This is a genomic window from Streptomyces sp. NPDC001027 (assembly GCF_040299045.1).
Classification (GTDB): Bacteria; Actinomycetota; Actinomycetes; order Streptomycetales; family Streptomycetaceae; genus Streptomyces.
Genome location: NZ_JBEPBI010000038.1, coordinates 1 through 25515, shown reverse-complemented (window position 1 = coordinate 25515; position 25515 = coordinate 1). Strand labels below are relative to the sequence as shown.

Genomic DNA, 25515 nt, shown 5'->3' with positions numbered 1-25515 from the left:
CATGGTGATCGTTTTCGCGCTCGTCGCCCTGACCGTCCTGGTCACGGCCAACTGGTACCTGTGGCGCCGGCTGTTCCGCGACACCACCCGCGGCCCCGGCTGGGCCCGCCGCGGCGGCGCCGTCCTCATCGCCGGCGGCTGGGCGCTCGCCTTCGGCGCCCTGGTCGCCGAGCGGGCCGGCGCCCCCTTCTGGCTCCAGCGCGTCCTCGCCTGGCCGGGCTTCCTGTGGCTGGCCCTGTCCGTCTACCTGCTGCTGGGCGTCGTCGCGGGCGAGGCCGTACGGCCGCTGCTGCGCCGCCGCCTGGAGAAGCGGGCGCGCGCCGGGGAACCGGCCGGGACGTCCGCGGGCGACCCGCTGCCGGACCCGGTCCCGGTGGGCGCGCCCGGCGCCGAGCGGTCCGGCTCGGGGAAGGCGCCGGGTGCGGGCACGTCGGGTGCGGGCACGTCGGGTCAGGGGAAGCCGGGTGCAGGAGAGTCCGGGGCGGCGAAGTCCGAGCCGGGACAGCCGGGCCCGGAGCCGTCCGGTACCCGGCGGCCGGCGTCCGGGCGGTCGGCTGCCGCGGAGCCGGGAGCGGGCGAGCCGGACGCCGGGCCGCCCTCGCCGTCCCGTCGGGTGTTCGTCTCGCGGGTGGTGGCCGGAGCGGCGGCCGCGGCCGCGGCGGGGACCGTCGGCTACGGCACCTACGGCGTGCTGCGCGGACCCCGGGTCAAGCGGGTGACCGTCCCGCTCGCCAAGCTGCCGCGGGCCGCCCACGGCTACCGGATCGCGGTGGTCAGCGACGTCCACCTGGGCCCGGTGCTGGGCCGCGGCTTCGCCCAGAAGGTCGTGGACACGATCAACGCGACGCAGCCCGACCTGATCGCGGTCGTCGGCGACCTCGTCGACGGCAGCGTCAAGGACCTCGGGCCCGCGGCCGCCCCGCTCTCCCGGCTGAAGGCCCGGCACGGCAGCTACTTCGTCACCGGCAACCACGAGTACTTCTCCGGCGCCGCGAGCTGGGTCGAGGAGGTGCGCCGGCTCGGCATCACCCCGCTGGAGAACGCCCGCACCGAGCTCGCCTGGTTCGACCTCGCCGGCGTCAACGACATCGCCGGCGAGAGCGAGGGACAGGGCCCCGACTTCGCCCGGGCCCTCGGCGGCCGCGACACCGCGCGCGCCTGTGTGCTCCTCGCCCACCAGCCGGTCCAGATCCACGACGCGATGCGTCACGGCGTCGACCTCCAGCTGTCCGGGCACACCCACGGCGGTCAGCTGTGGCCCGGCAACTTCGTCGCCGCCGCCGCGAATCCCACCCTGGCGGGACTGGAACGCCACGGCGACACCCAGCTGTACGTGTCCCGGGGCGCCGGCGCCTGGGGCCCGCCCACGCGGGTCGGCGCACCCTCCGACATCACCGTCGTCGAGCTGGCCTCCCGGCACGCCTGACGGGCGCCCGCCCAGGCCCGCGAACCGGCCCCTGAACCGGCCCCCGAACCGGCCCCCCAACCGGCCCCCGAACCGGCCCCCCACCCGGCCCCCGATCCAGTCCTGACGCTCCGTCTGATCCCTTGCGGGGAACCTGAGAAGAAGCTGTGAAACCCGGCTGAAACAGTGCGTCGGTAAGTCTTTTCTCATCTCGCCGGACAGCTCTTCCCCCGGTCGAAAGTCCTGTGGTTAGGTGAGCCCGCCGCCATGGGGAGCGGCGTTTTTCATGGACTGGGCCCGTCTGTCGGCCTGGGGAGGCAGGGCGCCACCATGCGATCTGTTCGCATGCGGATTCTCCTGACGCTGCTGGTCCTCGCGGTGATCGGAGCGGGCGGCTGGCAGTTGCTGCCGTCGAAGGAGAAGAGCGACGCGACCATCACGGTCGGCACCACGGACACCGTCACCTCACTGGACCCGGCGGGCGCCTACGACGCCGGATCGTGGGCGCTGTTCAGCAACGTCTTCCAGTCCCTGCTGACCTACGAGCCGGGCGGCGTCTCGCCCGTGCCGGACGCGGCCCGGAGCTGCTCCTTCGCCCAGGGCAGCCTCGTCACGTACACCTGCGAACTGCGCGACGACCTCGCCTTCCCCGACGGCGACAAGGTGACGGCCGAGGACGTGAAGTTCTCCTTCGACCGGGTCAAGAAGATCCACTCGGACGTCGGTCCGGCGTCCCTGTTCTCCACCCTGAAGTCGGTGGACGCCCACGACCTGACCGTCGTCTTCCATCTGTCGTCGCCGGACGCCACCTTCCCGTTCAAGGTGGCCACCGGGGCCGGATCCATCCTCGACCACACCCGCTATCCGGCCGACGCCCTGCGCAAGGGCGACGGCGTCGACGGCACCGGCCCCTACACGCTCACCGGCTACGCCAAGGGCAAGAAGGCCGAGCTGTCGCCCAACTCGCGCTACCGGGGCGCGGTCTCCACCGGCGCGCCCGTCGAGCTGCGCTACTACGCCGACCCGGACGCGCTGCAGAAGGCCTGGAAAGCCAAGGACGTCGACGCGGCCACGCGCCAGCTGCCGCCCGCGGCCCTCGCCGCCCTCAACACCAGCGACCCCGGCCAGCGGGTCACCGAGGCCGACAGCTCCGACATCCGCAACCTGTACTTCGACACCCGCTCCGGCTCGCCGCTGCACGACGTCGACGTCCGCAGGGCGGTGGCCTGGCTGATCGACCGCGGGCAGCTCGCGTCGACCGTATACGACGGGACCGTCGAGCCGCTGTACTCGCTCATCCCGACGGGGATCAACGGTCACACCTCCTCCTTCTTCGACAGCTACCCGGCCCGCGACCCCGCGAAGGCGCGGGAGCTCCTGAAGAAGGCCGGCGTCAGCATCCCGGTGACCTTCACCTACGGCTACGGCCTGGGCAGCGGCGCGGCGGCGGCCGAGGCCGCGGAGATCAAGCGGCAGCTGGAGGCCGGCGGCCTGTTCAAGGTGAACGTCAAGGGCTACAAGTGGACCGACTTCCAGAAGCGGTGGGCCACCGGCAGACTCGACGCCTATGCCGTCGGCTGGGTGCCCGACTACCCCGACCCGGACACCTTCACGGCCCCGCTCGTCGGCACCGGCTCCACCATGAACACCGGCTACAGCGACAAGGCCGTCGACCAGTACATCGCCGACAGCCGGCAGTACGCCGACCGCGGCCGGGTCGCCGACGACTTCCGCGAGCTGCAGCAGGTCATCGCCCAGGACGTGCCGGTCGTCCCGCTGTGGCAGCGCAAGGAGTACGTCGTCACCTCCTCGGAGGTCGGCGGCGGCCAGTACCTGGCGGACGGCAACGGCGTGTTCCGCCTCTGGAAGCTCGACTGGATCTGAGCCCTATCCGCAGGTCTTCGGGCGGGTCGGCAGCGTCACCGTCACCGCCAGACCCTCACCCGGCGCCGTCCGCACGCCGACCTCGCCCCCGTGGGCCCCGACCACGCCCTGCACGATCGCCAGGCCCAGCCCGCTGCCCGCGCCGCCGCCGGCCCGGAAGAAGCGGTCGAAGACCCGCGCCGCGTCCTCGGCGCCCAGCCCCGGCCCCTCGTCCTCCACCCACAGCCGCACCACGCCGTCCACCCGCCCCACGCCGAGCCGCACCGGCACCCCGGCCGGCGTGTGCGTGCGGACGTTGCCGACCAGGTTGCCCAGCACCTGCCGCAGCCCCGACTCGTCGGCCTGCAGCAGCACCGCCCCCTCGGCCTCCACGGTCACCGGCCGGCCGGGCTGCTGCGCCCGCAGGTCCTGCGCCGACTCCCGCACCAGACGGCTCACGTCCACCGTGCGCAGCCGCAGCTCGGGCCGCTGGTCGAGACGGGCCAGCATGAGCAGCTCGTCGACCAGCCGGCCCATCCGGTCCACCTCGCCGTTCATCCGGTCCCAGGCCCGCCGCCGCTCCTCCGGCTCGACCAGCATGCCCTGGTCGTACAGCTGGAGATAGCCGCGGATCGCGGCGAGCGGGGTGCGCAGCTCGTGCGAGGCGTCGGCCACGAAACGACGCAGCTGGGCCGCGCTGTGCTCGCGCGTGCGGTACGCCGTCTCCACCTGGTGGAGCATCGAGTTCAGGGCCAGCCGCAGCTGTTCGACCTCGTGGGTGGGGTGCTCGCTGGACGGCACCCGCCGGGTCAGGTCCCCCTCGGCGATCGCCGAGGAGGTCTCCACCATGTCCTCCAGCGGCCGCATCCGCCGCCGCACGCTGAACAGGGTCAGACAGGCCAGCAGCGCCAGCAGCAGCGTGCCGACGGCGAGATCCAGCCGGAGGGCCTTCGCTATGCCGTTGTGGAGCGCCTCGGTGGAGGTGGCCAGCAGGATGTACGTGCCGTCGGAGAGCCGGGTCGCGGTCGCCCGGTAGGGGACGTCGTGCACGGTGACGTCGCGCGGGCCGTCGGCGGCGGCCAGCGCGGCCGGGTCGCGCACGGCGTCGGCGAGGCCGCGCTGGGCGTCGGTCGGCTCGACGCCGAACAGGCTGAGGGCGGCGCCCCGGCCGTCGACGGCGGTGAACACCGAGTCCGGCGCGGGCGCGTCGCCGCCCCGGGGCGCGAGGCGGTCACTGACGACGCTGAGCGCGCTCAGCGAGTCGATCTGGCTCAGCGTGAGCCGCGAACCGCCCAACGAGTCGCGCAGATGCGTCAGTTCGGTGTCCACCTGGGCGAGCAGGTAGTGCCGCATGCCCATCAGGCTGACGGCGGTCGCCACGACGATGCCGAGCGCGAGCAGCCCGACGCTCGCCGCCGTCAGCTTGGCGCGCAGGGAGTGGACGCCGTGCCGGTGGATCCGTCTCACGCGAGCCCGTATCCCACGCCCCGCCGGGTGGTGATCACCGGCGGCCCCAGGGAGTCCAGCTTGCGCCGCAGATAGCTGATGTAGGTCTCGACGACGGTCGACTCCGGCGGGGTGTGCTCGTACTGCCAGACGTGGCGCAGGAGTTGCTCCTTGGGCACGATCCGGCCGCCGTTGCGCACCAGGAAGCGCAGCAGCGCGTACTCGGTGGGGGTGAGCTCGACCGAGCGGCCGGCCCGGTGCACGCTGTACGTCGTCTCGTCCAGCTCCAGGTCGCCGTAGCGCAGCGGCGGCCGCTGCGGCAGGACGTCGGCCGGCCGGGTGCGCCGCAGGACCGCCGTGATCCGGGCGACCACCACGTCGATGTCGAACGGCTTGGTGATGTAGTCGTCGCCGAAGCCGAGGGCGCCGACGATCTCGGCGGGCGCGTCCCGCGCGGTGAGGAACACCAGCGCCAGGTCCGGCCTGCGGGCCCGCAGTTCGCGCCCCAGCGCCCTCCCGTCGCCGTCCGGCAGCATCACGTCGAGGAGGGCGGCGTCCGGCCTGGTCCGGTCGGCGAGGGCGAGGGCCTCGCGGACCGTGCCCGCGGTCATGACCTCGAAGCGGTGATAGCGCAGGGCGATGGCGAGGACGTCGGCGATGCTCGGTTCGTCCTCCACGACCAGCACGGTGCCACAAGCCGTCGTCATGACCCCAGTATCGGCGGCCCCAGGGCGGCCGGGGACCGGTTCGCGCTTTGGAGTTCCTTGAGAGTCGGCCCGTCCTCATGACCGCCCGGGCGCGCCGCCGCCGATCCTGGACGGACGGACCTGGGGGACCGACCGACGATCTGCAGAAGGAGTTTGAGCGTGGCGGCATTGGCGCGCTGGTGCTATCGGCACCGGCTGGTGGTCCTGTTGCTCTGGGTGGGGGCGCTGTTCGGGCTGGGATTCTCGGCCTCGGCGGCGGGCACGGACTACGCGAACGTCTTCTCCCTCCCCGACACGGACTCCAAGAAGGCGTACGACCTGATGGAGAAGGCGTTCCCCGCGCGCGCGGGCGACACCGACACGGTCGTCTGGAAGGTCGACGAGGGCTCGGTGCGGGACCAGGCGGTACGGTCCCGGATACAGCCCGTCCTCGACGACATCGCGAAGATGAAGGGCGTCGGCGGGGTCGCCGGCCCGTACGCCGGGGGAGCGGGGCAGATCAGCGGCGACGGGCGGATCGCCTACGCCCAGATCACCTTCACCGAGCAGGCCAACGCGGTGCCCAAGGAACTCGTCCAGGACGTCGTCGACACCGCGCGCGGCGCCGGACGGGACGGCCTGGACGTCGAGGTGGGCGGCCAGGCCGTCAAGCGCGTCCAGGCGCCGCCCACCGGCCTCGCCGAGATGGTCGGCCTCGCGGCCGCGGCCGTGGTCCTGTTCCTGGCCTTCGGCTCGCTGTACGCGATGCTGCTGCCGCTCGCCGTGGCGGTCTTCGGCGTCGGCATGGGGCTGTTCTCGACCCAGCTGCTCAGCCACGTCACCGACATCCCGGACCTCGCGCCGCTGCTGTCCTCGCTGATCGGGCTCGGCGTCGGCATCGACTACGCCCTGTTCATCGTCACCCGGCACCGCAAGGGCCTGCTGCGCGGGATCGACCCGGAGGAGTCGGCGGTCACCGCCCTCAACACCTCCGGCCGGGCCGTGCTGTTCGCGGGCGGCACGGTGTGCATCGCGCTCGCCGGGATGCTGGTGACGAACCTGCGCTTCCTGGACGGCGTCGTCGTCGGCACCTCCCTCACGGTGGTCCTGAGCGTCCTCGCCGCGACGACGCTGCTGCCGGCGCTGCTCGGCTTCCTCGGCGTGCGCGTGCTGAGCCGCAGGCAGCGGCGCCTGCTGGCGGAGACCGGCCCGGAGCCGGAGAAGGCGAGCAGCCCGTCGGTCCGCTGGTCGACGGGTGTGCAGCGCCGCCCCCGGACGATCGCCGCGCTCGCCCTCGTCGTCATGGCCGTCCTGGCGCTGCCCGTGCTGTCGCTGCACCTCGGCGCCACCGACCAGGGCAACGACGACGCCTCGACGACCACCCGCCAGGCCTACGACCTGCTCGCCGAGGGCTTCGGGCCCGGCTTCAACGGCCCCCTCCAGGTGGTCGTGGACGGCGGCGACGCCACCGCGTTGACCCAGGGCATCGCGAAGACGCCCGGCGTCGCGCAGTCGGTCGCGCTGCCGCCCGCCGGCGGGGTCACCGTCATCCAGGTGGTGCCCACGACCTCGCCGCAGTCCGAGCAGACCGACGCGCTCATCGACCGGCTGCGCGACGAGGTGATCCCCGCGTCGGGGGCCGAGGCGCACGTGGGCGGTGTGACGGCCGTCTCCAAGGACTTCGCGACGGTCACCGGCGACCGGCTGCCCCTCTTCATCGCCACCATCATCGGCCTCGGCTTCCTGCTGCTCCTGGTCGCCTTCCGCTCGCTGGTCGTGCCGCTGACGGCCGCCGTGATGAACCTGATCGCGGCCGCCGCCTCGTTCGGCGTCCTCGTCGCGGTGTTCCAGTGGGGCTGGGGCCTGGACCTGCTCGGCCTCGGCAAGGAGGGACCGATCAACGCCTTCCTGCCGGTGATCATGCTGTCCCTGCTGTTCGGCCTGTCGATGGACTACCAGGTCTTCCTGGTCAGCCGGATGCACGAGGAGTGGGTGCACACCCGGGACAACGCGCGCGCCGTCCGGGTGGGCCTCGCGGAGACCAGCCGGGTCATCAACTCCGCCGCGCTCATCATGGTGTGCGTCTTCCTCGCCTTCGTGCTCAGCGGCGACTCGGGCGCGGCGATGGCGGGCGTGGGCCTCGCGGCGGCGGTCGCGCTGGACGCGTTCATCCTGCGCACGGCCCTCGTGCCGGCGGCGATGCACCTGCTGGGCGACTCCAACTGGTGGCTGCCCGCGTGGCTGGAGAAGCGGCTGCCGCATCTCGCGGTCGAGCCGAAGGAAGAGGCCGTGCAGCCGTCCGCGGCGGGCGGCGCTGCGGCCACGGTCGTCCACGGCTTCGTCCGCGACACGGCCGGCGACCCGGTCGAGGGCGCCACGGTCACCCTGCTGACGCAGGACGGGGCGGAACGCGACCGGGTGACCTCGCTCGCCGACGGCTCGTACATCCTCACCGTCCCCGCCGCCGGGACCTATCTGCTGGTGACGACGGCCGAGCCGCCGCTGCTGAAACGCACCCGGCAGCTGACGGTCGCCGGGGAGCCCCTGGTGTACGACGTGGAGCTGGAGGAGGGGGCCGAGGTCGGCTGACTCACGCCCCGGCCGGGCCCGGCGGGTTCTCCTGCGCCGGGCCCGGCCGCGGCTTCTTCTGCAGCGGGTCAGGCAGCGCGTTGGACATCCCGGGCAGGAAGTCCGTGAACAGGTCGTGCACCTCCAGGACGAGCGGTCGCAGCACCCGGAAGCGGGCCAGCGCCACCCCGCGCGCGGTGAGGCGCGCACCCCGCCCGGCCAGCCGGTAGCTGCGCTCGCGGCCCTCCGTGCGGTCGTAGATCCAGTACATGACGAGGCCCATCTGCGACAGCCACATCAACTCGGGCAGCACGTCCCGCAGTTCCTCCGGCACCTTCGCCTTCGACCCCGCGAGCACCTCCTTGTGGACGGCTATGGCCTGCACGCGCGCCGGCTCCGACTCGGCGGAGAACGGGCTGAGCGGGCTGTCCGGGTCGGCGGCGTTCTTGAAGAACTGGACGGCGAACTCGTGGTACGGCTCGGCCACCTCCAGCCAGACCCGCAGCACCCCCGCCAGCCGGGCCTCCAGGCTGGTCTCCCGCGCGAGGACGTCCCGGACGGCCTCCCGGTGCTCGGCGGCGAGCCGGTCGTAGAAGCCCTGGATCAGATGCTCCTTGCCGGCGAAGTAGTAGTACGCGTTGCCGACCGAGACCCCGGCCTCCTTGGCGATGGCCCGCATCGTCGTCTTGTCGTAGCCGCGCTCCTGGAACAGCCGCATCGCCGTCTCCAGGATCAGGGCGCGGGTCTGCTCGGACTTGGACGCGGGAGCCCCGGGGGACTCGGTCGGGGGAACGGCCTCGTCGGGACCGTCGTTGTTCGCGGGCACGGAAGGAGAGCCTAGTCAGTGGCGCAGGCGCCGCCCGCACAGGCAGGCGGGTCGTAGAGCCAGCCCACGTGCGGGTCGTAGGACCAGCCGTCGCCGCGCCGGTACACGCCCCCGCCCCAGCCGGCGGCCGGCGCCTGCCCCTGGCGCCACTTGGCGGCGGCGAGCACGGCGGCCCGTGCGACCTTCGCCCCGGCCGGAGTGCTCAGCCGGTGGGACAGCGGGCGGTGCTCGCGCAGCGCCCACAGGGTGACGATCCAGGCGGCGGCGCCCCGGTACACCTGGCCCGCGTCGCCGACGACGGTGATCTCGTCGAGGGTGGTCCGGTGGTCGAGGCCGGGATAGCGGGCGTGCGCCTGCGCCGACCCGGCCGGGACGAACTCCAGGGGCACCAGCTGCGACTGCCGGCGCAGCCAGTCGCACAGGAAGCCGCACAGCGAGCACTCGGCGTCGTGCAGGACGGTGAGCCGGCGGACCGGGACGCGGCGGGCGTCCCGGCCTGCGGCGGCCTGCGCGGCCGGTGAGCCCTGCGCGATCGGCGAGCCCTGCGCGGCCCGGTCGGCCGTCACGGTGCTCACGCCCCGGTCGCGGGCGCCGCCGGGGCGGTCCAGCCCTGCGGGGCCACGGGCGGCAGCTGCTCGCGTTCCATGATCCCGCGCCGCCGGATCCGGTTGAGCACGTACACGTTGCCCAGGTGCATCGCGCCGAGCACCAGCAGCACCACGCCCAGTTTGGTCGACAGGGCCTCGAAGATGCCCCGGGTGTCCTCGATGGTGTCGTCACCGCTCAGGTACAGGGCGACGAACCCGAGGTTGACCAGGTAGAACCCGACCACCAGCAGGTGGTTGACGGCGTCGGCGAGCTTCTCGTCGCCCTGGAGGACGTCGGCGAGGAAGATCCGGCCGTTGCGACTGAGGGTTCGGGCCACCCAGACCGTCAGCCCGATGCTGACGATCAGGTAGACGACATAGGCGATGACCGTGCGGTCCATGTTCCCCACCTCTTCTTGAACGCGTTCAAAACGCTGTCGAGGATGACTGTAGACCTGTTTTTGAACATGTTCAACTCAGGGGGCGAAGGGCGAAAGGGCTTGTGCGCCGGGGGTATCCGTGAAAGATGGCCGCATGTGGATCGATCTCATCTCCTCGCTCAGCGCCGACGTGAAGCTCGGCGGTCCCGCATGCGAGGAGGAAATGCGGGCGACCGAGGCCGTGCTCGGGCATCCTCTTCCGGCCGCCCTCAAGGACTTCTGGCGGCTCGCCGACGGCGCGCACGACGAGAACGGGTCCGCCGTCGTCTGCTCGGTCGGCGAAGTGATGGGCCGCAACCTGGAGTTCCGGAGCTCGGCAGCCTTCCGCGACCTCTACATGCCCTTCGATCCGCTGGTGCTCTTCGGCGAGAGCGGCGGCGGCGACCTGTTCGCCTGCGTCGTCAGGCCGCAGCGGCCGGACGTCTTCGTCTGGGACCACGAGAACGACAGCCGCCGCTGGGCGGCGAACAGCCTGGAGGACTATCTGCGCCGACGGCTCGGCGAGGACCCGGAGTGGTACGCGTCCTGGTGACGCAGAGTCAGCCGCTCGTCCTCGGCCGGCCCGCCCCGAGAATGTCGGCTGCGCTCAGAGTGACCTCGGCGCCGATCGAGTAGGGCAGAGTGAAGGACTGGCCCGGGGCGTAGAACCGGTGATGGTCGTAGCCGCCCTTCTTCGGTCCGGTGAGGACGTGAACGCGCTGATGCCTGCGGTCGACGACGACGTAGACGGGGATCTGGGCCTCGGCGTACGCGGGGACCTTGGTCTTCATGTCGTCTTTCCAGTTCCCGGAGGTGACCTCCAGGACCAGGCGGAAGCAGGCCGGGTCGTACGCGTTGTTGCGCACGAAGTGGTCGTCGATGTCGGAGTCGACGATCACCAGGTCGGGGATGACGTAGTCCTCCTCGCCGGTCGGCAGCCACAGGCCGATGTTCTGGAGGACCTCGGTTTCCGTGCCATGCAGTCCGGCGGCGATGAACGGAATCATCAACTGGGTCAGGGCGCGGGCGTGTGGGGCATCCGGTGACGGGGTCACGAGGAGGTAGCCTCCGATGATCTCGACGCGGTAGCCCGGATGGCGCTCCATGATCTCGTCGGCGATCGCCGTCAGGGAGAACGGCTCGTCGGCGTAGGACTGCTCGACGGATGCAGCGGACATCGCGTGCCTCCTCGGGGCTGGTGTCGAGAGCATCATCGTAGGCCGGACGACGCCCTGGTGTCCTTCTTGATCACGTTCACCCGATCGTGGCGCGCCGCCGGAACGCCCGAGGGCCCCGCCCCCGGTGGATACCGGGAGACGGGGCCCTCGACGACGTGCCGTCGGACCGGCGGACGACGTCAGAAGCGGCGCGTGATCAGCGCCTTCTTGACCTCGGCGATCGCCTTCGTGATCTCGATGCCGCGCGGGCAGGCGTCCGTGCAGTTGAACGTGGTGCGGCAGCGCCACACGCCGTCCTTGTCGTTCAGGATCTCCAGCCGCTGCTCGCCCGCCTCGTCACGCGAGTCGAAGATGAAGCGGTGGGCGTTGACGATCGCCGCCGGGCCGAAGTACTGGCCGTCGTTCCAGAACACCGGGCAGGACGAGGTGCAGGCTGCGCACAGGATGCACTTCGTCGTGTCGTCGAACCGCTCGCGGTCCTCCGCCGTCTGCAGACGCTCGCGCGTCGGCTCGTTGGTGTCCTTCGTGATCAGGAAGGGCATCACGTCCCGGAACGCCTGGAAGAACGGCTCCATGTCGACGACCAGGTCCTTCAGGACCGTCAGGCCCTTGATGGGCTCGACCGTGATCGGCTTCTCGGGGTTGATGTCCTTGATCAGCGTCTTGCACGCCAGGCGGTTCTTGCCGTTGATCCGCATCGCGTCCGAACCGCAGATGCCGTGGGCGCAGGAACGGCGGAAGGTGAGCGTGCCGTCGAGCTCCCACTTGATCTTGTGCAGACCGTCGAGGACGCGCTCCTTGGGGTCGATCTGGAGCTGGAAGTCGTCCCAGACCGCCTCCGCCGAGACCTCCGGGTTGAACCGGCGGATGCGGAAGGTGACGGTGATGTACGGGGAGTCGGCGAAGCCGGGCTCGGGGGCGCCGGCCGCGTCCGCCTTGTCGAGGGTCGGGGTAGCCATCAGTACTTACGCTCCATCGGCTGGTAGCGGGTCTGGACGACCGGCTTGTAGTCGAGACGGACGGTCTCGGCGCCGTCGTCGCCCACCTCGCGGTACGCCATGGTGTGGCGCATGAAGTTGACGTCGTCGCGGTTCGGGTAGTCCTCGCGGTAGTGGCCGCCGCGGGACTCCTTGCGGGCCAGCGCCGACACGGCCATGACCTCGGCCAGGTCGAGCAGGTTGCCCAGCTCGACGGCCTCCAGCAGGTCGGTGTTGAACCGCTTGCCCTTGTCCTGGATCGAGACGTTCTTGTACCGCTCGCGCAGCTCGGCGATCTTCTCGACCGCCGTCTTGATCGTCTGCTCGGTGCGGAACACCATGACGTTCGCGTCCATGGTCTCCTGCAGCTCGCGGCGCAGCACCGCCACGCGCTCGGCGCCCGTGGAGGCCCGCAGCCGCTCCACCTGGTCGACGACCAGCTGCGCCGGGTTCTCCGGCAGCTCGACGAAGTCCGCCTTCTGGGAGTACTCGGCGGCGGCGATGCCGGCCCGCTTGCCGAACACGTTGATGTCCAGCAGCGAGTTGGTGCCCAGGCGGTTGGCGCCGTGCACCGACACACAGGCGACCTCGCCGGCCGCGTACAGGCCAGGGACGACCGTCGTGTTGTCGCGCAGGACCTCGCCCTCGACGTTCGTCGGGATGCCGCCCATGGCGTAGTGCGCGGTCGGCTGGATCGGGATCGGGTCCGTGTAGGGCTCGATGCCGAGGTAGGTCCGCGCGAACTCCGTGATGTCGGGCAGCTTGGCGTCCAGCTGCTCCGGCGGGAGGTGGGTGAGGTCGAGGTAGACGTGGTCGCCCTCGGGACCGCAGCCGCGGCCCTCGCGGATCTCGGTGTAGATCGAGCGCGAGACGACGTCACGGGACGCGAGGTCCTTCATGACCGGCGCGTACTTCTCCATGAAGCGCTCGCCGTCCTTGTTGCGCAGGATGCCGCCCTCACCGCGGGCGCCCTCCGTCAGCAGGATGCCCATGCGCCAGATGCCGGTCGGGTGGAACTGGAAGAACTCCATGTCCTCCAGCGGCAGCCCGCGCCGGTACACGGCCGCCTGGCCGTCGCCGGTCAGCGTGTGCGCGTTCGACGTCACCTTGAAGAACTTGCCGCAGCCGCCGGAGGCGTAGATCACGGCCTTCGCCTGGAAGACGTGGATCTCCCCGGTGGCCAGCTCGTACGCCACGACGCCGGCGGACTTCATGACGCCGTCGACCTCGGTGACCAGCTGGTCGAGGACGTAGAACTCGTTGAAGAACTCCACGCCCTCCTTGACGCAGTTCTGGTACAGCGTCTGGAGGATCATGTGACCGGTGCGGTCGGCCGCGTAGCAGGAGCGGCGGACCGGGGCCTCGCCGTGGTTGCGGCTGTGACCGCCGAAGCGGCGCTGGTCGATCGTGCCGTTCGGGGTGCGGTTGAACGGCAGGCCCATCTTCTCCAGGTCGAGGACGGAGTCGATGGCCTCCTTCGCCAGGATCTCGGCGGCGTCCTGGTCGACCAGGTAGTCACCGCCCTTGACCGTGTCGAAGGTGTGCCACTCCCAGTTGTCCTCCTCCACGTTGGCGAGCGCTGCGGCCATGCCGCCCTGCGCGGCGCCCGTGTGGGAGCGGGTGGGGTAGAGCTTGGTCAGCACGGCGGTGCGGCTGCGCTTGGTCGACTCGATGGCGGCGCGCATACCGGCTCCGCCGGCGCCGACGATGACGGTGTCGTACTTGTGGATCTTCATGATTCTCGCAACCCCGTGCCTAGCGGATGTTCGGGTCGAAGGTGAAGATCACCAGCGTGCCCAGCAGGATGGTGAACACCGTGGCGGTGTAGAGCAGGCCCTTCAGCCACAGCCGGGTGTTCGCGCGCTCCGCGTAGTCGTTGATGACCGTGCGCAGGCCGTTCGCCCCGTGCAGCATCGCGAGCCACAGCATCAGCAGGTCCCAGACCTGCCAGAACGGGGACGCCCAGCGGCCCGCCACGAACGCGAAGCCGATCTTCGACACGCCGCCGTCCAGCACCAGCTGGATCAGCAGGTGGCCGAGGACCAGCACGACCAGCACGACGCCCGACAGACGCATGAACAGCCAGGCGGCCATCTCGAAGTTGCCCCGGGTGGACTTCGGGGTCTTCTTGGTGCGCTTGCGCGGGGCCTCGATGAAGGGCGCCGGGTTGTCGACGCCGTAGCCGGAGCCGTCCTCGACGGGGCCGATGCCGGCTGCGGTGGATTCAGTGGTCGCCATGGGTGTCAGCTCCCGAACAGTTCACGAGCGGCGTGTCCGAGGACGGGGTAGACCGCCCCGAGCATCAGCACGAGCCACAGGCCCACGACGGTCCAGAGCATCTGCTTCTGGTAGCGCGTGCCCTTCGACCAGAAGTCGACGGCGATGACGCGCAGGCCGTTGAGCGCGTGGAAGAGGATGGCGGCGACGAGGCCGTACTCCAGCAGCGCGACGATGGGGGTCTTGTAGGTGGCTACGACCTTGTCGTAGTCCTCGGGGGAGACACGCACGAGGGCGGTGTCCAGCACGTGGACGAACAGGAAGAAGAAGATGAGGACGCCGGTGACTCGATGAGCCACCCAGGACCACATTCCTTCCCGGCCGCGGTACAGCGTTCCAGCCGGCACGGAAGAACCCTCCGGGAGCGGGGATTGGGGCCTGCCGGCTTGGGTGTCGGACGGGCCCGGCCGGGTACGGTCCACCGGCCCCCAGCATCGTAGCGAGGCGTCGGCGTCGGGCTTACGCCGGGCCTACCGGTGTGATCAAAGTGGCACGCGTATGGGTGAGCGCGGGTGGCGTCTGCAACGGTCTCGGCCGTTATGCGCGGAATGCGCCGGAGCGCGAAGGAATGCAGCGGAATGTAGCGTCGCGCGGCGGCCGGTCGCAGCCGCTCGTGGCCGGTCGCAGCCGTGCGGCGGCCGCCGCAGCGGCCACGACCGCCCGTCGACTACCGCCCGGCGCTCCGCACGGCGCCGGGCAGCCGCCCCTTGGCCAGGCGGCGGAGTTCGTCAGCCGCCACCACGCGCTCTTCCTCCGGATCGTTCGCCAACCGTGACCGGATGCCCGCCAGCACATGGTCCAGGGCCTCCGTCGGCGCCAGCCCGTCCAGGCAGATCACGAACGCGTGCCCGAATCTGGCCTCGTAGGCGGAGTGGGCCGCGCCCAGCGCCATGTGGGCCGCCTCGTACGCGTCGTCCGGCAGCGCGGGGAGGGTCTCCGCCGCCAGTGCCTGGGCCAGGTCCTCCGGCGTCAGGTCGTACGCCGCCTCGTCGGACGCGGCCAGCAGCGAGTCCATCGTCGGATAGGGGCGGTGGTCGGCGAGGCGACCGGCCCAGCGGGGACTGTGCAGGCAGGTCAGAAGCACACGGCGGGCCTCGTCGGCGGACGCGGTGTTGAAGCCGTGCAGCAGGGGCACCGGCGATGTCCGGGTCTGCGCCGGTATGGCGAGGCGGCCGGAGAGGTGGGGAAGGCGGTGCGCAGGCAGCGTGGATCCTCGCGTCACGTGTGTGGTGGCAGGGGATGCAGTGAAGGATGTGTCATCACGTTATCGAGAGCGGTCGAAGTGTGTCCGACCGATGCCTGAATTTCACTCGAACGAGAGAGTTTCAGAATGTGTCGTGGACCCCTTCGCGGGGACTTCGGCGCGCCCCGGCCGCGCGCGGGTCGTACGGTTGGCCGAGTGAGCAGGCACAGGCACCGGCGCCGCGCGCCGCAGACGCAACCGCACCGCCGAGTCGTGACACGGGCGGTGATGGCGGGCGGGCTGGTCGCCGCGCTCGGTGTCGGAGGGGGCCTGTGGGCCTCCTCGGGCGACGACGGGACGCCGGCCGGGTCGTCGTCCTCCCAGCAGGTCGCCGAGGGCGCCTCCGCCGGACGCCCGGGTGTGGCCCGCGCCCCGTCCCCGAGCCCCACGCCCACCCGCACCTACCCCCTGTCCACCGCCCCCCGCACCATCCCCGCCGTCCGCTCCCACACCCCGGCCCGCGGCCCGGGCTGGCGTCCCGCGGCCGGACGCCGGGTCGTGGTCGGCGACGCCGGACTCGCCGACGAGGGACGCCTGATCGCCGGCGAGCTGGGACTGACCTACGCCGGTCTGAGCAACGACGTGCGCGCCGGCGACCTGCGCCTTGCCCGGGGAGGGGACCGGGGCGCGAACCCGGAGTCGTACACCATGACCGTGCGCGGCGGGCGGGTCACCGTCAGCGCGCCCTCCGACGCCGGCGTCTTCTACGGCACCCGCACCCTCAAGCAGGAGGTGCGCGGCGGCGGGACGGCCCCCGAGGGCGTCGTGCGCGACCAGCCGGCGAAACCGCAGCGCGGGTTCACCCTGGACATCGCGCGCAAGAACTTCAGCGCGGGCTGGATCGAGGACCGGGTGCGCGAGCTCGGCGACCTCAAGTACAACCAGTTCGGCCTGCACTTCTCCGACGACCAGGCGTTCCGGATCCAGTCCGACACCCATCCGGAGATCGTCGCCCGGGAGCACCTGACCAAGGCCCAGGTGAAGAAGATCGTCGCGCTGGCCGCGCAGCGGCACATCACCGTCGTGCCCGAGATCGACTCGCCCGGTCACCTGGGCGCCGTCCTGGCCGCCCACCCCGAGCTCCAGCTGCGCAACGCGCAGGGGGCGGCCACCCGCGGGGCGATCGACATCTCCAAGAAGGCGTCCGCGAACCTCCTCGACGACCTGCTGAACGAGTACGCCGGCCTCTTCCCCGGCGGCTACTGGCACCTCGGCGGCGACGAGTACCAGGCGCTGACGGTGCGCAACCCGGCTGCCTCCTATCCCCAGCTCGCCGCGGCCGCGACGGCCCGGTACGGCCCCGGCGCGAGCGTCTCCGACCTCGCCACGGGCTGGCTCAACGACCGCGCCGCCACCGTCCGCGCCCACGGCCGGACGATGCGGGCGTGGAACGACGGGTTCTTCCGCGGCGCCTCGGTGAAGCCGGCCCCCGACCTGGTGGTCGCCTACTGGACGGGCAAGGAGTTCGGCGCCCGCACGCCGACGGAGTACCTGAGCGCGGGACGCAAGATGCTCAACTACAACGACAAGTACCTTTACTACGTCCTCGGCGAGCCCAACCAGTTCGTGTACCCGACCGGACGGCGCATCTACGAGGAGTGGACCCCGCGCGTGCTGCGCGGCACCACCCCGGTCGCCGCGAGGTACGACGCCCAGATCCTCGGCGGCTCCTTCTCGGTCTGGTGCGACCTCGCGAACTCCCAGACACAGGCGCAGGTCGCGGCGGGCGTGCGGATGCCGCTGCGGGCCACCGCGCAGAAACTGTGGGACGCGCGGACGCCGACGCTGACCTGGGCGCAGTTCACGTCCCTTGCGAACAGACTGGGCTGAGTCCGGCGCGTCTGTCATGCTCGGCCGACTGTGCGCCGGTTCCTCGGGGTTGGCTGAAAAGGTCTCCTGTGACACTCCCGGGCCGTCGCACGCTGTAAGGGGAAGTGCGGGCTCCGTCAGGTCGGGCCCTGGCGAGGGAGGCGTGCATGAGCCTGGTGGAACTGATCGCGCAGGCCGACGAACGCGGACTGGCCGCCAGCGGGTTGGCTTGTTTGGATCGGTGCGTGCCCCTGCTCGGCGGCGATGACGAGTCGCTGCGTCCGCTGTGGGGAAACCTCGCGGACGCCTCCGACCCGGCCGACTGGGGCGAGCTGCTCGAGCAGACGCGCGGCAAGCTGGACTCCGCCGAGGGCGAGGACGACGAGGCCGTGCAGCTGGTCCGCCGCATGCTGCTCGCCGCCCCGGCCGACCGGCGCGCCGCCGAGGTGCGGACGTGGGCCGACGCGTGCTCCGTCGCCTCGCTCCAGATCCACCGCCTGCTGGACCCGGCGGCGGACTCCGGCCCGGTCGACCCGGGGCGCGAGGGCCGCACGGCGGGCATGTCACCCCTCGTCGCCGCCGAACTGCGCCGCCAGGTCATCGTCCTGGAAGTGCTCGCCGGTCACGGCGCGGGCGGACTGCGGCGGGCGCTGGAGGTGTCCACGGAGGGACGCCGCGTCCTGCGCGCGGTGGTCTCGCGGCGGGCTCGTGGACGGTCGTGAGCGTTTCGCGGCGGAGCCGGGGCGGTCCTGCACCGGTCTGGCGTCCGCCGCGCGATGGTGGGGAATTCGAGTACGACGAAATTCGTCGAAGTAGACTTAGACGTAATCCGTCGTGGTCGAGGTGTAGGAGGGCGAGTGACGAAGAGCCTGCCGGCCAAGCCGGACGACGTGGTCCACCGGGACCGGGAGTGGGATCTGCTCGCCGAGTTCCTCACTGATCCGGACCCGGCGATGCGGCTCGGCATCGTGTCGGGGCGGCGACGGCATGGGAAGTCGTACCTTCTGCAGGCCCTGTCCGAGCAGGTCGGCGGTCTGTATGTCACAGCGGTCCGGGAAGAGGGGAGGCTGCCCGCGATTCAACGGTTCAGTGACGCGGTCGCCACGCATGCCAGTCTGAGGCCGGGCAGTCTGCGCCTGACCGACTGGCGTGACGTGTTGTCCAATGCACTTGATGTGACGGCCCGCTCGGCGCATCCGCTCCTGGTGATCGACGAGTTGCCCTATCTGCTCCAGCACTCGCCCGAGATCCCGGGACTGCTTCAGCAGCTTTACGACGAACGCCAGCGCGGCGCCCGGCGTGGTGACGGGCCTGGTCCGCGGCTGATCCTGTGCGGCTCCGCGATGAGCGTCATGCACGAACTGCTCTCGGGAACCAAGCCGCTACGGGGACGTGCCGTGGTCGATCTACGGCTGGGCGCCTTCGACTACCGGGACAGCCGGGACTTCTGGCAGATCGCAGACCCGTTGACCGCACTGAAGGTGCACGCGGTCCTGGGTGGCGCCCCCGGCTACCGGCCGGTGGCGGGTCGGCCCCATCCGGACGACGGCTTCGACACCTGGCTCACCCGGACGCTGCTCGACCCGGGGCGGGCGGTGTACTCGCGCACCGAGACCGAGTACCTGCTGCGCGAGGACCCGAGGATCACGCAGCACACCCTCTACTACGACATCCTCACCGCGATCGCGAACGGCGCCAGCACCCCCAGCAAGATCGGTGCCGCCCTGGAGCGTCCGCGCAACGCCGTCGCCCACCCTCTCGGAGTGCTGGAGTCCACCGGCTACATCCGACGGGAACAGGACATCCTCCGCTCCAAGCACCCCGTCATCACGCTCGCCGACCCCGTCATCCGCTTCAACCAGCTCGTCACCCTCCCGCAGGCTGCCGCCGTGGAGCAGGGCTTCGCCGAGCAGGTGTGGCGGCAGGCCGCTCCGACTTTCAACTCCAAGATCCTCGGACCGCACTTCGAGGATCTTGCCCGCGACTTCACCCGCCGCTACGCCCACACCCTGCTGCCCGCTGGACTGCCCGGCCCGGTCGGCACCGCAGAGGTCGCCGACCAGGCCGCCCGGACGAAGCACGAGGTCGATGTCATCGCCCTGGCCGCCGGTGAGCGCCCGCAGGCTCCCCGTGCGAGGATCGCGCTGCTGGGCGAGGCCAAGGCGACTGCCGCCCGTCGGGGAACCGGTGACCTGGAGCGCCTGGAACGTATCCGTGCCCTGCTTGCTGATCAGGGGTACGGCACCGCCACCACCACCCTGGCCCTGTACTCCCTGCACGGGTTCTATCCCGACTTGGTCGACCTGGCCGAGCGTCGTGACGACCTCCTTCTGGTTGATCTGTCCGCCCTCTACGGCAGCTGACATCGACAGCCTGCGCTTGTGCCGACACTCGCTGAGCCACGGGTGGAACCTTCTTGAGCCGTCCTGTCCCGCCGAAGACACCGGCCTCCCTCCCGGTCGGCTCGCCGCCGTCAACAGGGCCTCCGCCGACGTTCCAGGTCCGGGCGGCGGTGTCCTCCCGAGCGGCGTGAATCATGCCCCTGGTGTCTGCCGCACCCCACGTTCTTCCCTCAGCTGGACCGACCGGTGCGGAGAGATTTCATCCTCGCGGACGTAGAGGTTGCCGAGACGGTCGGGGCGGGCGCACAGTCAGTTACCGGGGACGACTGACCGTACCGCCAGGGCCACCAGACGTGTGAAACTCGCTGCGTAGATCTGCATACGGGGGAGGGACGTTGGCGAGCACTCATCCCATCGCGGACCGGCAGGAGAGCGCCGCGGCCATGCGCGTGCTCAAGGCCATCGCCGTGGCCCATTTCCGCAACCAGCGGGCGCAGACGCTGAGTCTGGGAGTCTTCGGTCGCCCTGGCCGTCGCCGGTCTGCTGACCGGCTCGGGTTCGCGGTACGGCACCGCCATCACTCTCGGTGGCACGCTTTGGGCCGCACTCTACATAGGAGTGATGGCGCCCTGGGCCGAGCGGTACCTGCGGATCGCTGCGACTCCTCAGGAGATGTTCGACGCCGATGTGCTCGGCCTGCCGTGGAACAGCGTGGCGGTCGGAAACCGGATCGGCGACGACGAGGTGAGCCGGCTCAGTCGGCGCTTTCGCGGCGCTGAGGACCGGCTGCGGGGCTACTACCTCGCGGTGGACGCCGCCGCGCCTTATGACGTGCTCTTCTGCCTGGAACAGAACCTGGCCTGGGGGTCCCGGATCCGGCTTCGCTTCGCTCAGCTGATGCTCGGCGTACTGGTGCTGTGGTCTGCGGCGGGTGTCCTGCTGACCCTCGCCGCTGGCGGGACGTTGAGCCGGCTGGTCACCGGGTGGTTCGTTCCCTCGCTCGGCCTGCTGCTCCTGTGCCTGGAGATGTACCGCCCGCAGATGACGAGCGTTCGGGAAAGGCTGCGCGTCCTCGGGCTGGTGCGTGCGGTCATCGACGACCCCACGTCACCGGTGATCACGGCACAGGACGCGCTGACCCGCTTCGCCCGCCAGGTCCAGGACACGCTCTATCAGCTGAGACGGCTCCAGCCGCGTCTGCCGGCCTGGTACTTCCGGCGCTACCACGACCAGGACAAGGGCGATTTCCAGATCAGGATGCGCGAGCTGGAATCGAGGTTCCCCCGGTCATGACCGTCCTGGAGGAGCTGACCCGTGAGTTCGGAGACCCCGACGTAGCGTCGGTGATCATCGAGTCGTTGCGCGACAACGACCTCAAGATCCGTAGCGGCACCATTGAGGAAGGCAGTCACGGCTTCACCGGGGCACGGCTGGCGAAGGCGCTGGTGGAACACTCCTCAGGGCCGCCCGAACCGAGTTGGTGTGTGATCAAGTACTGTCCGGCGGTGCCGCTGAAGCACAAGCGGGAGAGCCGACGGCATTGGGCGGCCCTGCGGGAGGCACCCGAAGAATTCCGCCGACAGCATCTCGCCGAGATCGCCTTCCCAACGGTCAGCTGTTCCCAGGACGCTTTCGTCGTCGGCCAGTTCAAGGCCGACGGCATTCCGCTGGGGAAGGCGGATCCCGGCCAACTCGCCGACGCCTGCAAGACGATCTGGCGCACGATGCTCCTGGGGTGGACCGGTAAGGACTACAACAGTGAGCAGACGACGGTGGCAGGGTTGCTGACCCGCGAACTGGGCGACGGCTTCAAGACCGACGGGTGGCTGCACGATTGGGCGCGAAAGCGCGGCCTGTTCACGCCCGATCTCCTGGAACTGCCGGGTGAGAGCGAGCCGTTGCCCAACCCGTGGCGGCTGTTCACCAAGGACACGCCCGCGACACGGAGGGAGATCCACTGTCTGGTGGGCCGGACGCACGGCGACCTGCACGGGGACAACATCCTTGTACCTACGTACGACGGGATCGCCGACGCGAACCACTTCCGGCTGATCGACCTGGCCACCTACGAAGCGCGAGCACCGCTGAGCCGGGATCTCGCCGCTCTGCTGGTCTCGCTCTGCTGGCGGGAGATCGGAAAGTGCTCTCCGGGCATCCAGTCGACGGTTCTCACCTATCTGGAGCGCGACAAGCGCAACAAGCGCGACAAGCGCCTCGATGACGGTATGCACGGCTGGGTGCGAAAGATCATTGACGCGCTTCGGGGGCCCGCATTCCAGTTCGTCCTCGACAGACGCGGCGATCCGGAGCACTGGCACAGGCAGTTGAAGGTCTCTCTGCTCGCGCAGGCGATGCTGCACAGTGCGTACTCGACCGGTACGCCGGATGCCCGCCGTTGGTGCGCACGGCTCGCGGGGCGGCTCACCCGGGTTCTCCTGGGGCCGGTGAACCCGTCGGCAGCCAGGCCGGAGTTCTTCGACGCGGGAGAGGACCTCGGCAAGACCGGCAAGGCGGCCGGTGTTATTCGGTCCTCGTCGGCGACACGGAACCCGCGACGGCACTGGAGGCGTTCCGTCGGGCACGCCCTGAGCCGGCCGAGCGGACGCCCGGACTGGACGACCGGCTGAGGTTCATGGTGGAGGTCCTGGCCAACGGCGATCCACGCCTCGAACCAGTCCTCACGCAGCTGGCGCGCATGCGACCGGGCCGCTCCGGCTAGGGCCTGTCCGGCGGATCAGGTCGCAGGAAAGCAACGGTGACTCATCGGCGCAGATGGGCGTGGAACGCCCCGCGTCTGCGACAGGATCCGTCGGACAGGCCCTAGTTCTCGAACCAGCCCTTGTCGTGCGCCAGCATGATGGCCTCCAGCCGGGTATTGACACCGATCCGCTGGTAGAACGCCCGCAGCAGCCGGTACATCGCCCGCTCCGAGTAGCCGGTGTCCGAGGCCAGCCGGGACACGGTCCAACCGTCGGAGAGCCGGCGCAACCAGGCGATCTGCTCCGCGGAGGGAACCGGGCCGCGCGGGGCCCGGCCGCCCCGGCCGGTCACCAGGAGATCGGCCACTTCGCCCGGCATCACCGCCTCGCCGTCCAGGGCCGCGGACACCGCCCGCTGCAACGTCGGCACCGTCGCCTCGCGCGCCACGACCGACCGGGCACCGGCCCGCATGGCCCGCATGGCCCGCACATCCAGGGAGGCATCGCCGGCGGACGGCAGCGCGACGACGAGCGGGCGGGGCCGTAGGCGGCACAGAGCGGTCAGCCGGTCCAGGTCCTCCGCGGAGCGCAGGGTCATCAGCACCACGCCGCCCGGGCGTTCACGCAGCCAGGCTTCGGCGTTCGCGGGCTCCTCGACGAGGTGCCCCAGGCTCGACAACGACGCTGCGACACCATGCCGGAACACCGGCAAGGGGTCCAGGACCGCGACATGAACGGTTGCCGTGATCTCCGTCCCTCCCTGTGACCGCCGCGCTACCGGCCGGAACGCAGCCGACAGCTTAGAGCCGGTCAGGAACCTGCCGGCGGACGGTCATGGGTGCGCACGATCAGTCATGGACCTGCGCCGCTCCGCTCCCCTAGCGTCTGATCCACCATCGACGCGTGGGGGGAGTCGCGCGTGGTCTACTCCGACAACTCCGGTCGCCGCATCCGGCGGCGCATCAAGCGCCGCAGGCAACCAGCGGGCAGTCACCCCGACGAGGCCCGGTACATCCGCCAGGTCGCGGAGGAGAACCCGGGGGCCACGCCCGAAGAGGTGCACGCGGAGATCTATTACGTCCGGGGCCGCCACGACATTTCCAAGGACATGGTGCGCAGGGTTCTCGGCGAGCCCCGCCCCAGGGTGCCATGGTGGCCCTTCGGCCGATGACCGGCCTGGGACCCGACAGCTTCTTGCATGGAGCGGCGACCGGTCGCGAGCACCCCTGGTGGACAGGGCGAGCAGGGCCTGACGCGCGGTGGAAGGCTGCCGCTGCCCTGTCCCGATCTCCTGCCGCCGGGCAGCCTCGGCGTTGCGTAGGGCAGCCAACACACGGCCAATCTCATCAGTTTGACAAAGGCTCACTGGTCGGACCGCGCCCAAGGCACAGCACGGCGAGCGCCGAGTCGAGGGGGCGCGAGAGTCGACATCTGCGACGGGTCCGGGCCTACTGCCGCATAGGATCACATGAGGTGTCTGGCCCGCTGGTCACGCGCTGGTCGCGCTGGCTACGGGAACCAGGTAAAAGCCCAGGTCAGAGGCGGTAAACCGAGGCAACGGCCGGGGCCGCCACCCCCCACAGGAGAGGCCCCGGCCGTCGCGCGGCACGGGCCGCGCGGCGACCCGTACTCCCTACAGCGCCGGGAGTGCGGTTTCCGTCACACCTTGCGCGCGTCACGAAGTAGTTGCATGTTCTATGGACATGGACGGGCGGCGGTTTCAGGTCGTAACGTGCCTTTCGCGCCGGACGGCCAAGCGGAAGACCACCGCTACGACCTGCGGTCCCGAGACCGCGAAGCATCGACCGAGGAACCACGACGTGGGGGACGACGCGGAGCTGACAGCCGCGGTGCTCGCGGCACAGCACGGGGACGAGACCGCGTTTCGGACCGTGTATCGCGCGGTGCACCCGCGGCTGCTGGGATACGTGCGCACACTGGTCGGTGATCCCGACGCCGAGGACGTGACGTCCGAGGCCTGGCTGCAGATCGCCCGCGACCTCGAGCGGTTCGCCGGAGACGCGGACCGGTTCCGCGGCTGGGCCGCCCGGATCGCGCGCAACCGTGCCCTGGACCACATCCGCATGCGCGGTAGACGGCCGGCGACCGTCGGCGACGAGACCGAGCTGGCCGGCCGGGCCGCCGATTCCGACACCGCGGGCGAGGCCATCGAGGCGCTGGCCACCGACCGCGCCCTCGGCCTCATCGCCCGGCTGCCGCAGGACCAGGCCGAGGCCGTCGTGCTGCGGGTGGTCATGGGACTGGACGCCAAGACGGCCGCCGACACCCTCGGCAAGCGGCCCGGCGCGGTGCGCACCGCCGCCCATCGAGGCCTGAGGAGACTCGCCGAGCTGCTCGGCGACGACCCGGAGACGGCCGGCGTGCTCGACGCGCTGCCGCCCCAGCGAGGACCGCGGCCCCGTACCGTGACGTCCGCCGGTGTGACGCATGTGCGCACCCGGACGCAGAGGGACATGTGATGGCCGACAAGCAGGACAGGTGGCTCGACCGCGAGACGTCGGAGCGTCTGCTGCGCGGTGAGTCACCCGACGACGCTGTCGCCCACGCGGCCCGCGAAGACGCCGAACGGCTCGCCAGGACGCTCGGCGCGCTCTCGGCGTCGGTTGCCGCCGTGCCGCCCGCCGACGAGGAACTGCCCGGCGAGGCCGCGGCCCTGGCCGCGTTCCGCAAGGTGCACGCCGACCGTCATGACCTCGCGGCCCGCCCCGGCCGCAGGGGCGCCGCGGGTCTCTCCGACGTCGCCGGGCACACGGGTTCGGCCGCCCGGGCCGCCCGGGCGGCCCGAGCCGCGGCCCCGGACGCGCCGTCGCCGGACGGCGGCGACGCGGGCCTGGTCCGCATCGGCGGGCGGGTCGCGCAGAGCGGACGCCGTCCGCGCCGGGGCCGGCCCGTGCGGCTGGGGCTCGCCGCCGCGTTGGCCGTCGGGATGGTCGGCGGGGTGTCGGCCGCGACGGCGGCCGGTTATCTGCCGACGCCGTTCGACGATCAGGCGCCCGGGCGGCCCGTGACGTCGGTCTCCGCGCCCGCGCCCTCCGACGGCCGTCCGCTCGGCTCGCCCTCCCCGACCGTGCCGGCCGGCGACGGCGAGGCGTCCGCGCCGGGGCCCGGCGCGGGCGCCCCCGGCCGCGGCGCGGGGGGGCAGAAGGCGGGCGGCGGCGCCGAGATCGGG

Annotated in this window: 23 protein-coding genes and 1 pseudogene; 12 read left to right on the top strand and 12 right to left on the bottom strand. The window is 71.2% G+C overall.

The window, feature by feature from the left end; all coding sequences use genetic code 11:
* Nucleotide 1: 1 nt before the first annotated feature.
* Together ABT300_RS13925 and ABT300_RS13920 are read left to right on the top strand one after the other, a co-directional pair.
* Nucleotides 2-1426, top strand: a complete 1425-nt coding sequence (locus ABT300_RS13925; protein WP_351674722.1) for a metallophosphoesterase — start codon at nt 2-4, stop codon at nt 1424-1426.
* Between the two features lie 324 nt (nt 1427-1750).
* Nucleotides 1751-3289: an ABC transporter substrate-binding protein gene (locus tag ABT300_RS13920; protein WP_351674720.1), complete on the top strand. Its 1539-nt coding sequence runs from the start codon at nt 1751-1753 to the stop codon at nt 3287-3289.
* A gap of 3 nt (nt 3290-3292) precedes the next feature.
* Here ABT300_RS13920 and ABT300_RS13915 read toward each other — a convergent pair whose 3' ends face one another.
* The gene (locus ABT300_RS13915; RefSeq protein WP_351674718.1) at nt 3293-4735 is read right to left on the bottom strand and encodes a sensor histidine kinase; all 1443 of its coding nucleotides are present in this window, start codon (nt 4733-4735) and stop codon (nt 3293-3295) included.
* On the bottom strand, nt 4732-5421 hold the full coding sequence (locus ABT300_RS13910; RefSeq protein ID WP_351674716.1) for a response regulator transcription factor: 690 nt from the start codon (nt 5419-5421) through the stop codon (nt 4732-4734). Before ABT300_RS13910 ends, ABT300_RS13915 begins: the two co-directional genes overlap by 4 nt.
* 168 nt (nt 5422-5589) lie before the next feature.
* Between ABT300_RS13910 and ABT300_RS13905 the strand changes: the two genes are divergently transcribed.
* Nucleotides 5590-7989: an MMPL family transporter gene (locus ABT300_RS13905; protein WP_351674758.1), complete on the top strand. Its 2400-nt coding sequence runs from the start codon at nt 5590-5592 to the stop codon at nt 7987-7989.
* 1 nt (nt 7990) lies between these two features.
* Here the strand turns inward: ABT300_RS13905 and ABT300_RS13900 are convergent, their stop codons facing one another.
* Genes ABT300_RS13900 through ABT300_RS13890 form a run of 3 tightly spaced genes read right to left on the bottom strand, consistent with a single transcriptional unit; the run spans nt 7991 to nt 9782 of the window.
* Nucleotides 7991-8794, bottom strand: coding sequence for a TetR/AcrR family transcriptional regulator (locus ABT300_RS13900; RefSeq protein WP_351674714.1), 804 nt, complete (start codon nt 8792-8794; stop codon nt 7991-7993).
* Between the two features lie 11 nt (nt 8795-8805).
* A complete protein-coding gene (locus ABT300_RS13895; RefSeq protein ID WP_351674757.1) occupies nt 8806-9327 on the bottom strand; it encodes a thiol-disulfide oxidoreductase DCC family protein in 522 nt (173 codons plus the stop codon).
* Between the two features lie 38 nt (nt 9328-9365).
* Complete coding sequence (locus ABT300_RS13890; RefSeq protein ID WP_351674712.1) at nt 9366-9782, bottom strand: hypothetical protein; 417 nt, start codon at nt 9780-9782, stop codon at nt 9366-9368.
* Between the two features lie 133 nt (nt 9783-9915).
* Between ABT300_RS13890 and ABT300_RS13885 the strand changes: the two genes are divergently transcribed.
* Entirely contained in the window at nt 9916-10353 is a 438-nt protein-coding gene (locus ABT300_RS13885) for an SMI1/KNR4 family protein (RefSeq protein WP_351674710.1), read from the top strand.
* 7 nt (nt 10354-10360) lie between these two features.
* Here the strand turns inward: ABT300_RS13885 and ABT300_RS13880 are convergent, their stop codons facing one another.
* The 6 genes from ABT300_RS13880 to ABT300_RS13855 all read right to left on the bottom strand — a co-directional run bounded on the left by ABT300_RS13880 (nt 10361) and on the right by ABT300_RS13855 (nt 15454).
* The gene (locus ABT300_RS13880) at nt 10361-10978 is read right to left on the bottom strand and encodes a Uma2 family endonuclease (RefSeq protein ID WP_351674708.1); all 618 of its coding nucleotides are present in this window, start codon (nt 10976-10978) and stop codon (nt 10361-10363) included.
* 179 nt (nt 10979-11157) lie between these two features.
* Nucleotides 11158-11937: a succinate dehydrogenase iron-sulfur subunit gene (locus tag ABT300_RS13875; protein ID WP_351674707.1), complete on the bottom strand. Its 780-nt coding sequence runs from the start codon at nt 11935-11937 to the stop codon at nt 11158-11160.
* The gene (sdhA, locus tag ABT300_RS13870; RefSeq protein WP_351674705.1) at nt 11937-13691 is read right to left on the bottom strand and encodes a succinate dehydrogenase flavoprotein subunit; all 1755 of its coding nucleotides are present in this window, start codon (nt 13689-13691) and stop codon (nt 11937-11939) included. The genes ABT300_RS13875 and sdhA overlap by 1 nt, the downstream gene beginning before the upstream one ends.
* Before the next feature lie 19 nt (nt 13692-13710).
* The gene (locus ABT300_RS13865; RefSeq protein WP_351674703.1) at nt 13711-14193 is read right to left on the bottom strand and encodes a succinate dehydrogenase hydrophobic membrane anchor subunit; all 483 of its coding nucleotides are present in this window, start codon (nt 14191-14193) and stop codon (nt 13711-13713) included.
* A 5-nt stretch (nt 14194-14198) separates the two neighbouring features.
* Nucleotides 14199-14579, bottom strand: coding sequence for a succinate dehydrogenase, cytochrome b556 subunit (gene sdhC, locus ABT300_RS13860; protein WP_079041644.1), 381 nt, complete (start codon nt 14577-14579; stop codon nt 14199-14201).
* Nucleotides 14580-14899: 320 nt separating this feature from the next.
* On the bottom strand, nt 14900-15454 hold the full coding sequence (locus ABT300_RS13855; protein WP_351674701.1) for a 2-oxo-4-hydroxy-4-carboxy-5-ureidoimidazoline decarboxylase: 555 nt from the start codon (nt 15452-15454) through the stop codon (nt 14900-14902).
* A 249-nt stretch (nt 15455-15703) separates the two neighbouring features.
* Between ABT300_RS13855 and ABT300_RS13850 the strand changes: the two genes are divergently transcribed.
* The 5 genes from ABT300_RS13850 to ABT300_RS13830 all read left to right on the top strand — a co-directional run bounded on the left by ABT300_RS13850 (nt 15704) and on the right by ABT300_RS13830 (nt 22253).
* The gene (locus ABT300_RS13850) at nt 15704-17305 is read left to right on the top strand and encodes a beta-N-acetylhexosaminidase (protein ID WP_351674756.1); all 1602 of its coding nucleotides are present in this window, start codon (nt 15704-15706) and stop codon (nt 17303-17305) included.
* A 146-nt stretch (nt 17306-17451) separates the two neighbouring features.
* Complete coding sequence (locus tag ABT300_RS13845) at nt 17452-18006, top strand: hypothetical protein (protein WP_351674699.1); 555 nt, start codon at nt 17452-17454, stop codon at nt 18004-18006.
* A gap of 135 nt (nt 18007-18141) precedes the next feature.
* Entirely contained in the window at nt 18142-19647 is a 1506-nt protein-coding gene (locus ABT300_RS13840) for an ATP-binding protein (protein ID WP_351674698.1), read from the top strand.
* 504 nt (nt 19648-20151) lie between these two features.
* Nucleotides 20152-20919, top strand: coding sequence for an S-4TM family putative pore-forming effector (locus tag ABT300_RS13835; protein ID WP_351674755.1), 768 nt, complete (start codon nt 20152-20154; stop codon nt 20917-20919).
* A gap of 50 nt (nt 20920-20969) precedes the next feature.
* On the top strand, nt 20970-22253 hold the full coding sequence (locus tag ABT300_RS13830) for a hypothetical protein (protein WP_351674696.1): 1284 nt from the start codon (nt 20970-20972) through the stop codon (nt 22251-22253).
* Between the two features lie 193 nt (nt 22254-22446).
* On the opposite strand, the gene ABT300_RS13825 is transcribed toward ABT300_RS13830, so the two are convergent.
* The gene (locus ABT300_RS13825) at nt 22447-23004 is read right to left on the bottom strand and encodes a hypothetical protein (RefSeq protein WP_351674695.1); all 558 of its coding nucleotides are present in this window, start codon (nt 23002-23004) and stop codon (nt 22447-22449) included.
* A gap of 240 nt (nt 23005-23244) precedes the next feature.
* Here ABT300_RS13825 and ABT300_RS13820 point away from each other — a divergent pair, with 240 nt between their 5' ends.
* The 3 genes and pseudogenes from ABT300_RS13820 to ABT300_RS13810 all read left to right on the top strand — a co-directional run.
* On the top strand, nt 23245-23496 hold the full coding sequence (locus ABT300_RS13820) for a hypothetical protein (RefSeq protein ID WP_351674694.1): 252 nt from the start codon (nt 23245-23247) through the stop codon (nt 23494-23496).
* 649 nt (nt 23497-24145) lie between these two features.
* Nucleotides 24146-24805, top strand: a complete 660-nt coding sequence (locus tag ABT300_RS13815; RefSeq protein ID WP_351674692.1) for an RNA polymerase sigma factor — start codon at nt 24146-24148, stop codon at nt 24803-24805.
* Nucleotides 24805-25515 (top strand): annotated as a pseudogene (locus ABT300_RS13810) (extensin); the annotation flags it as partial. The gene ABT300_RS13815 and the pseudogene ABT300_RS13810, both read left to right, overlap by 1 nt.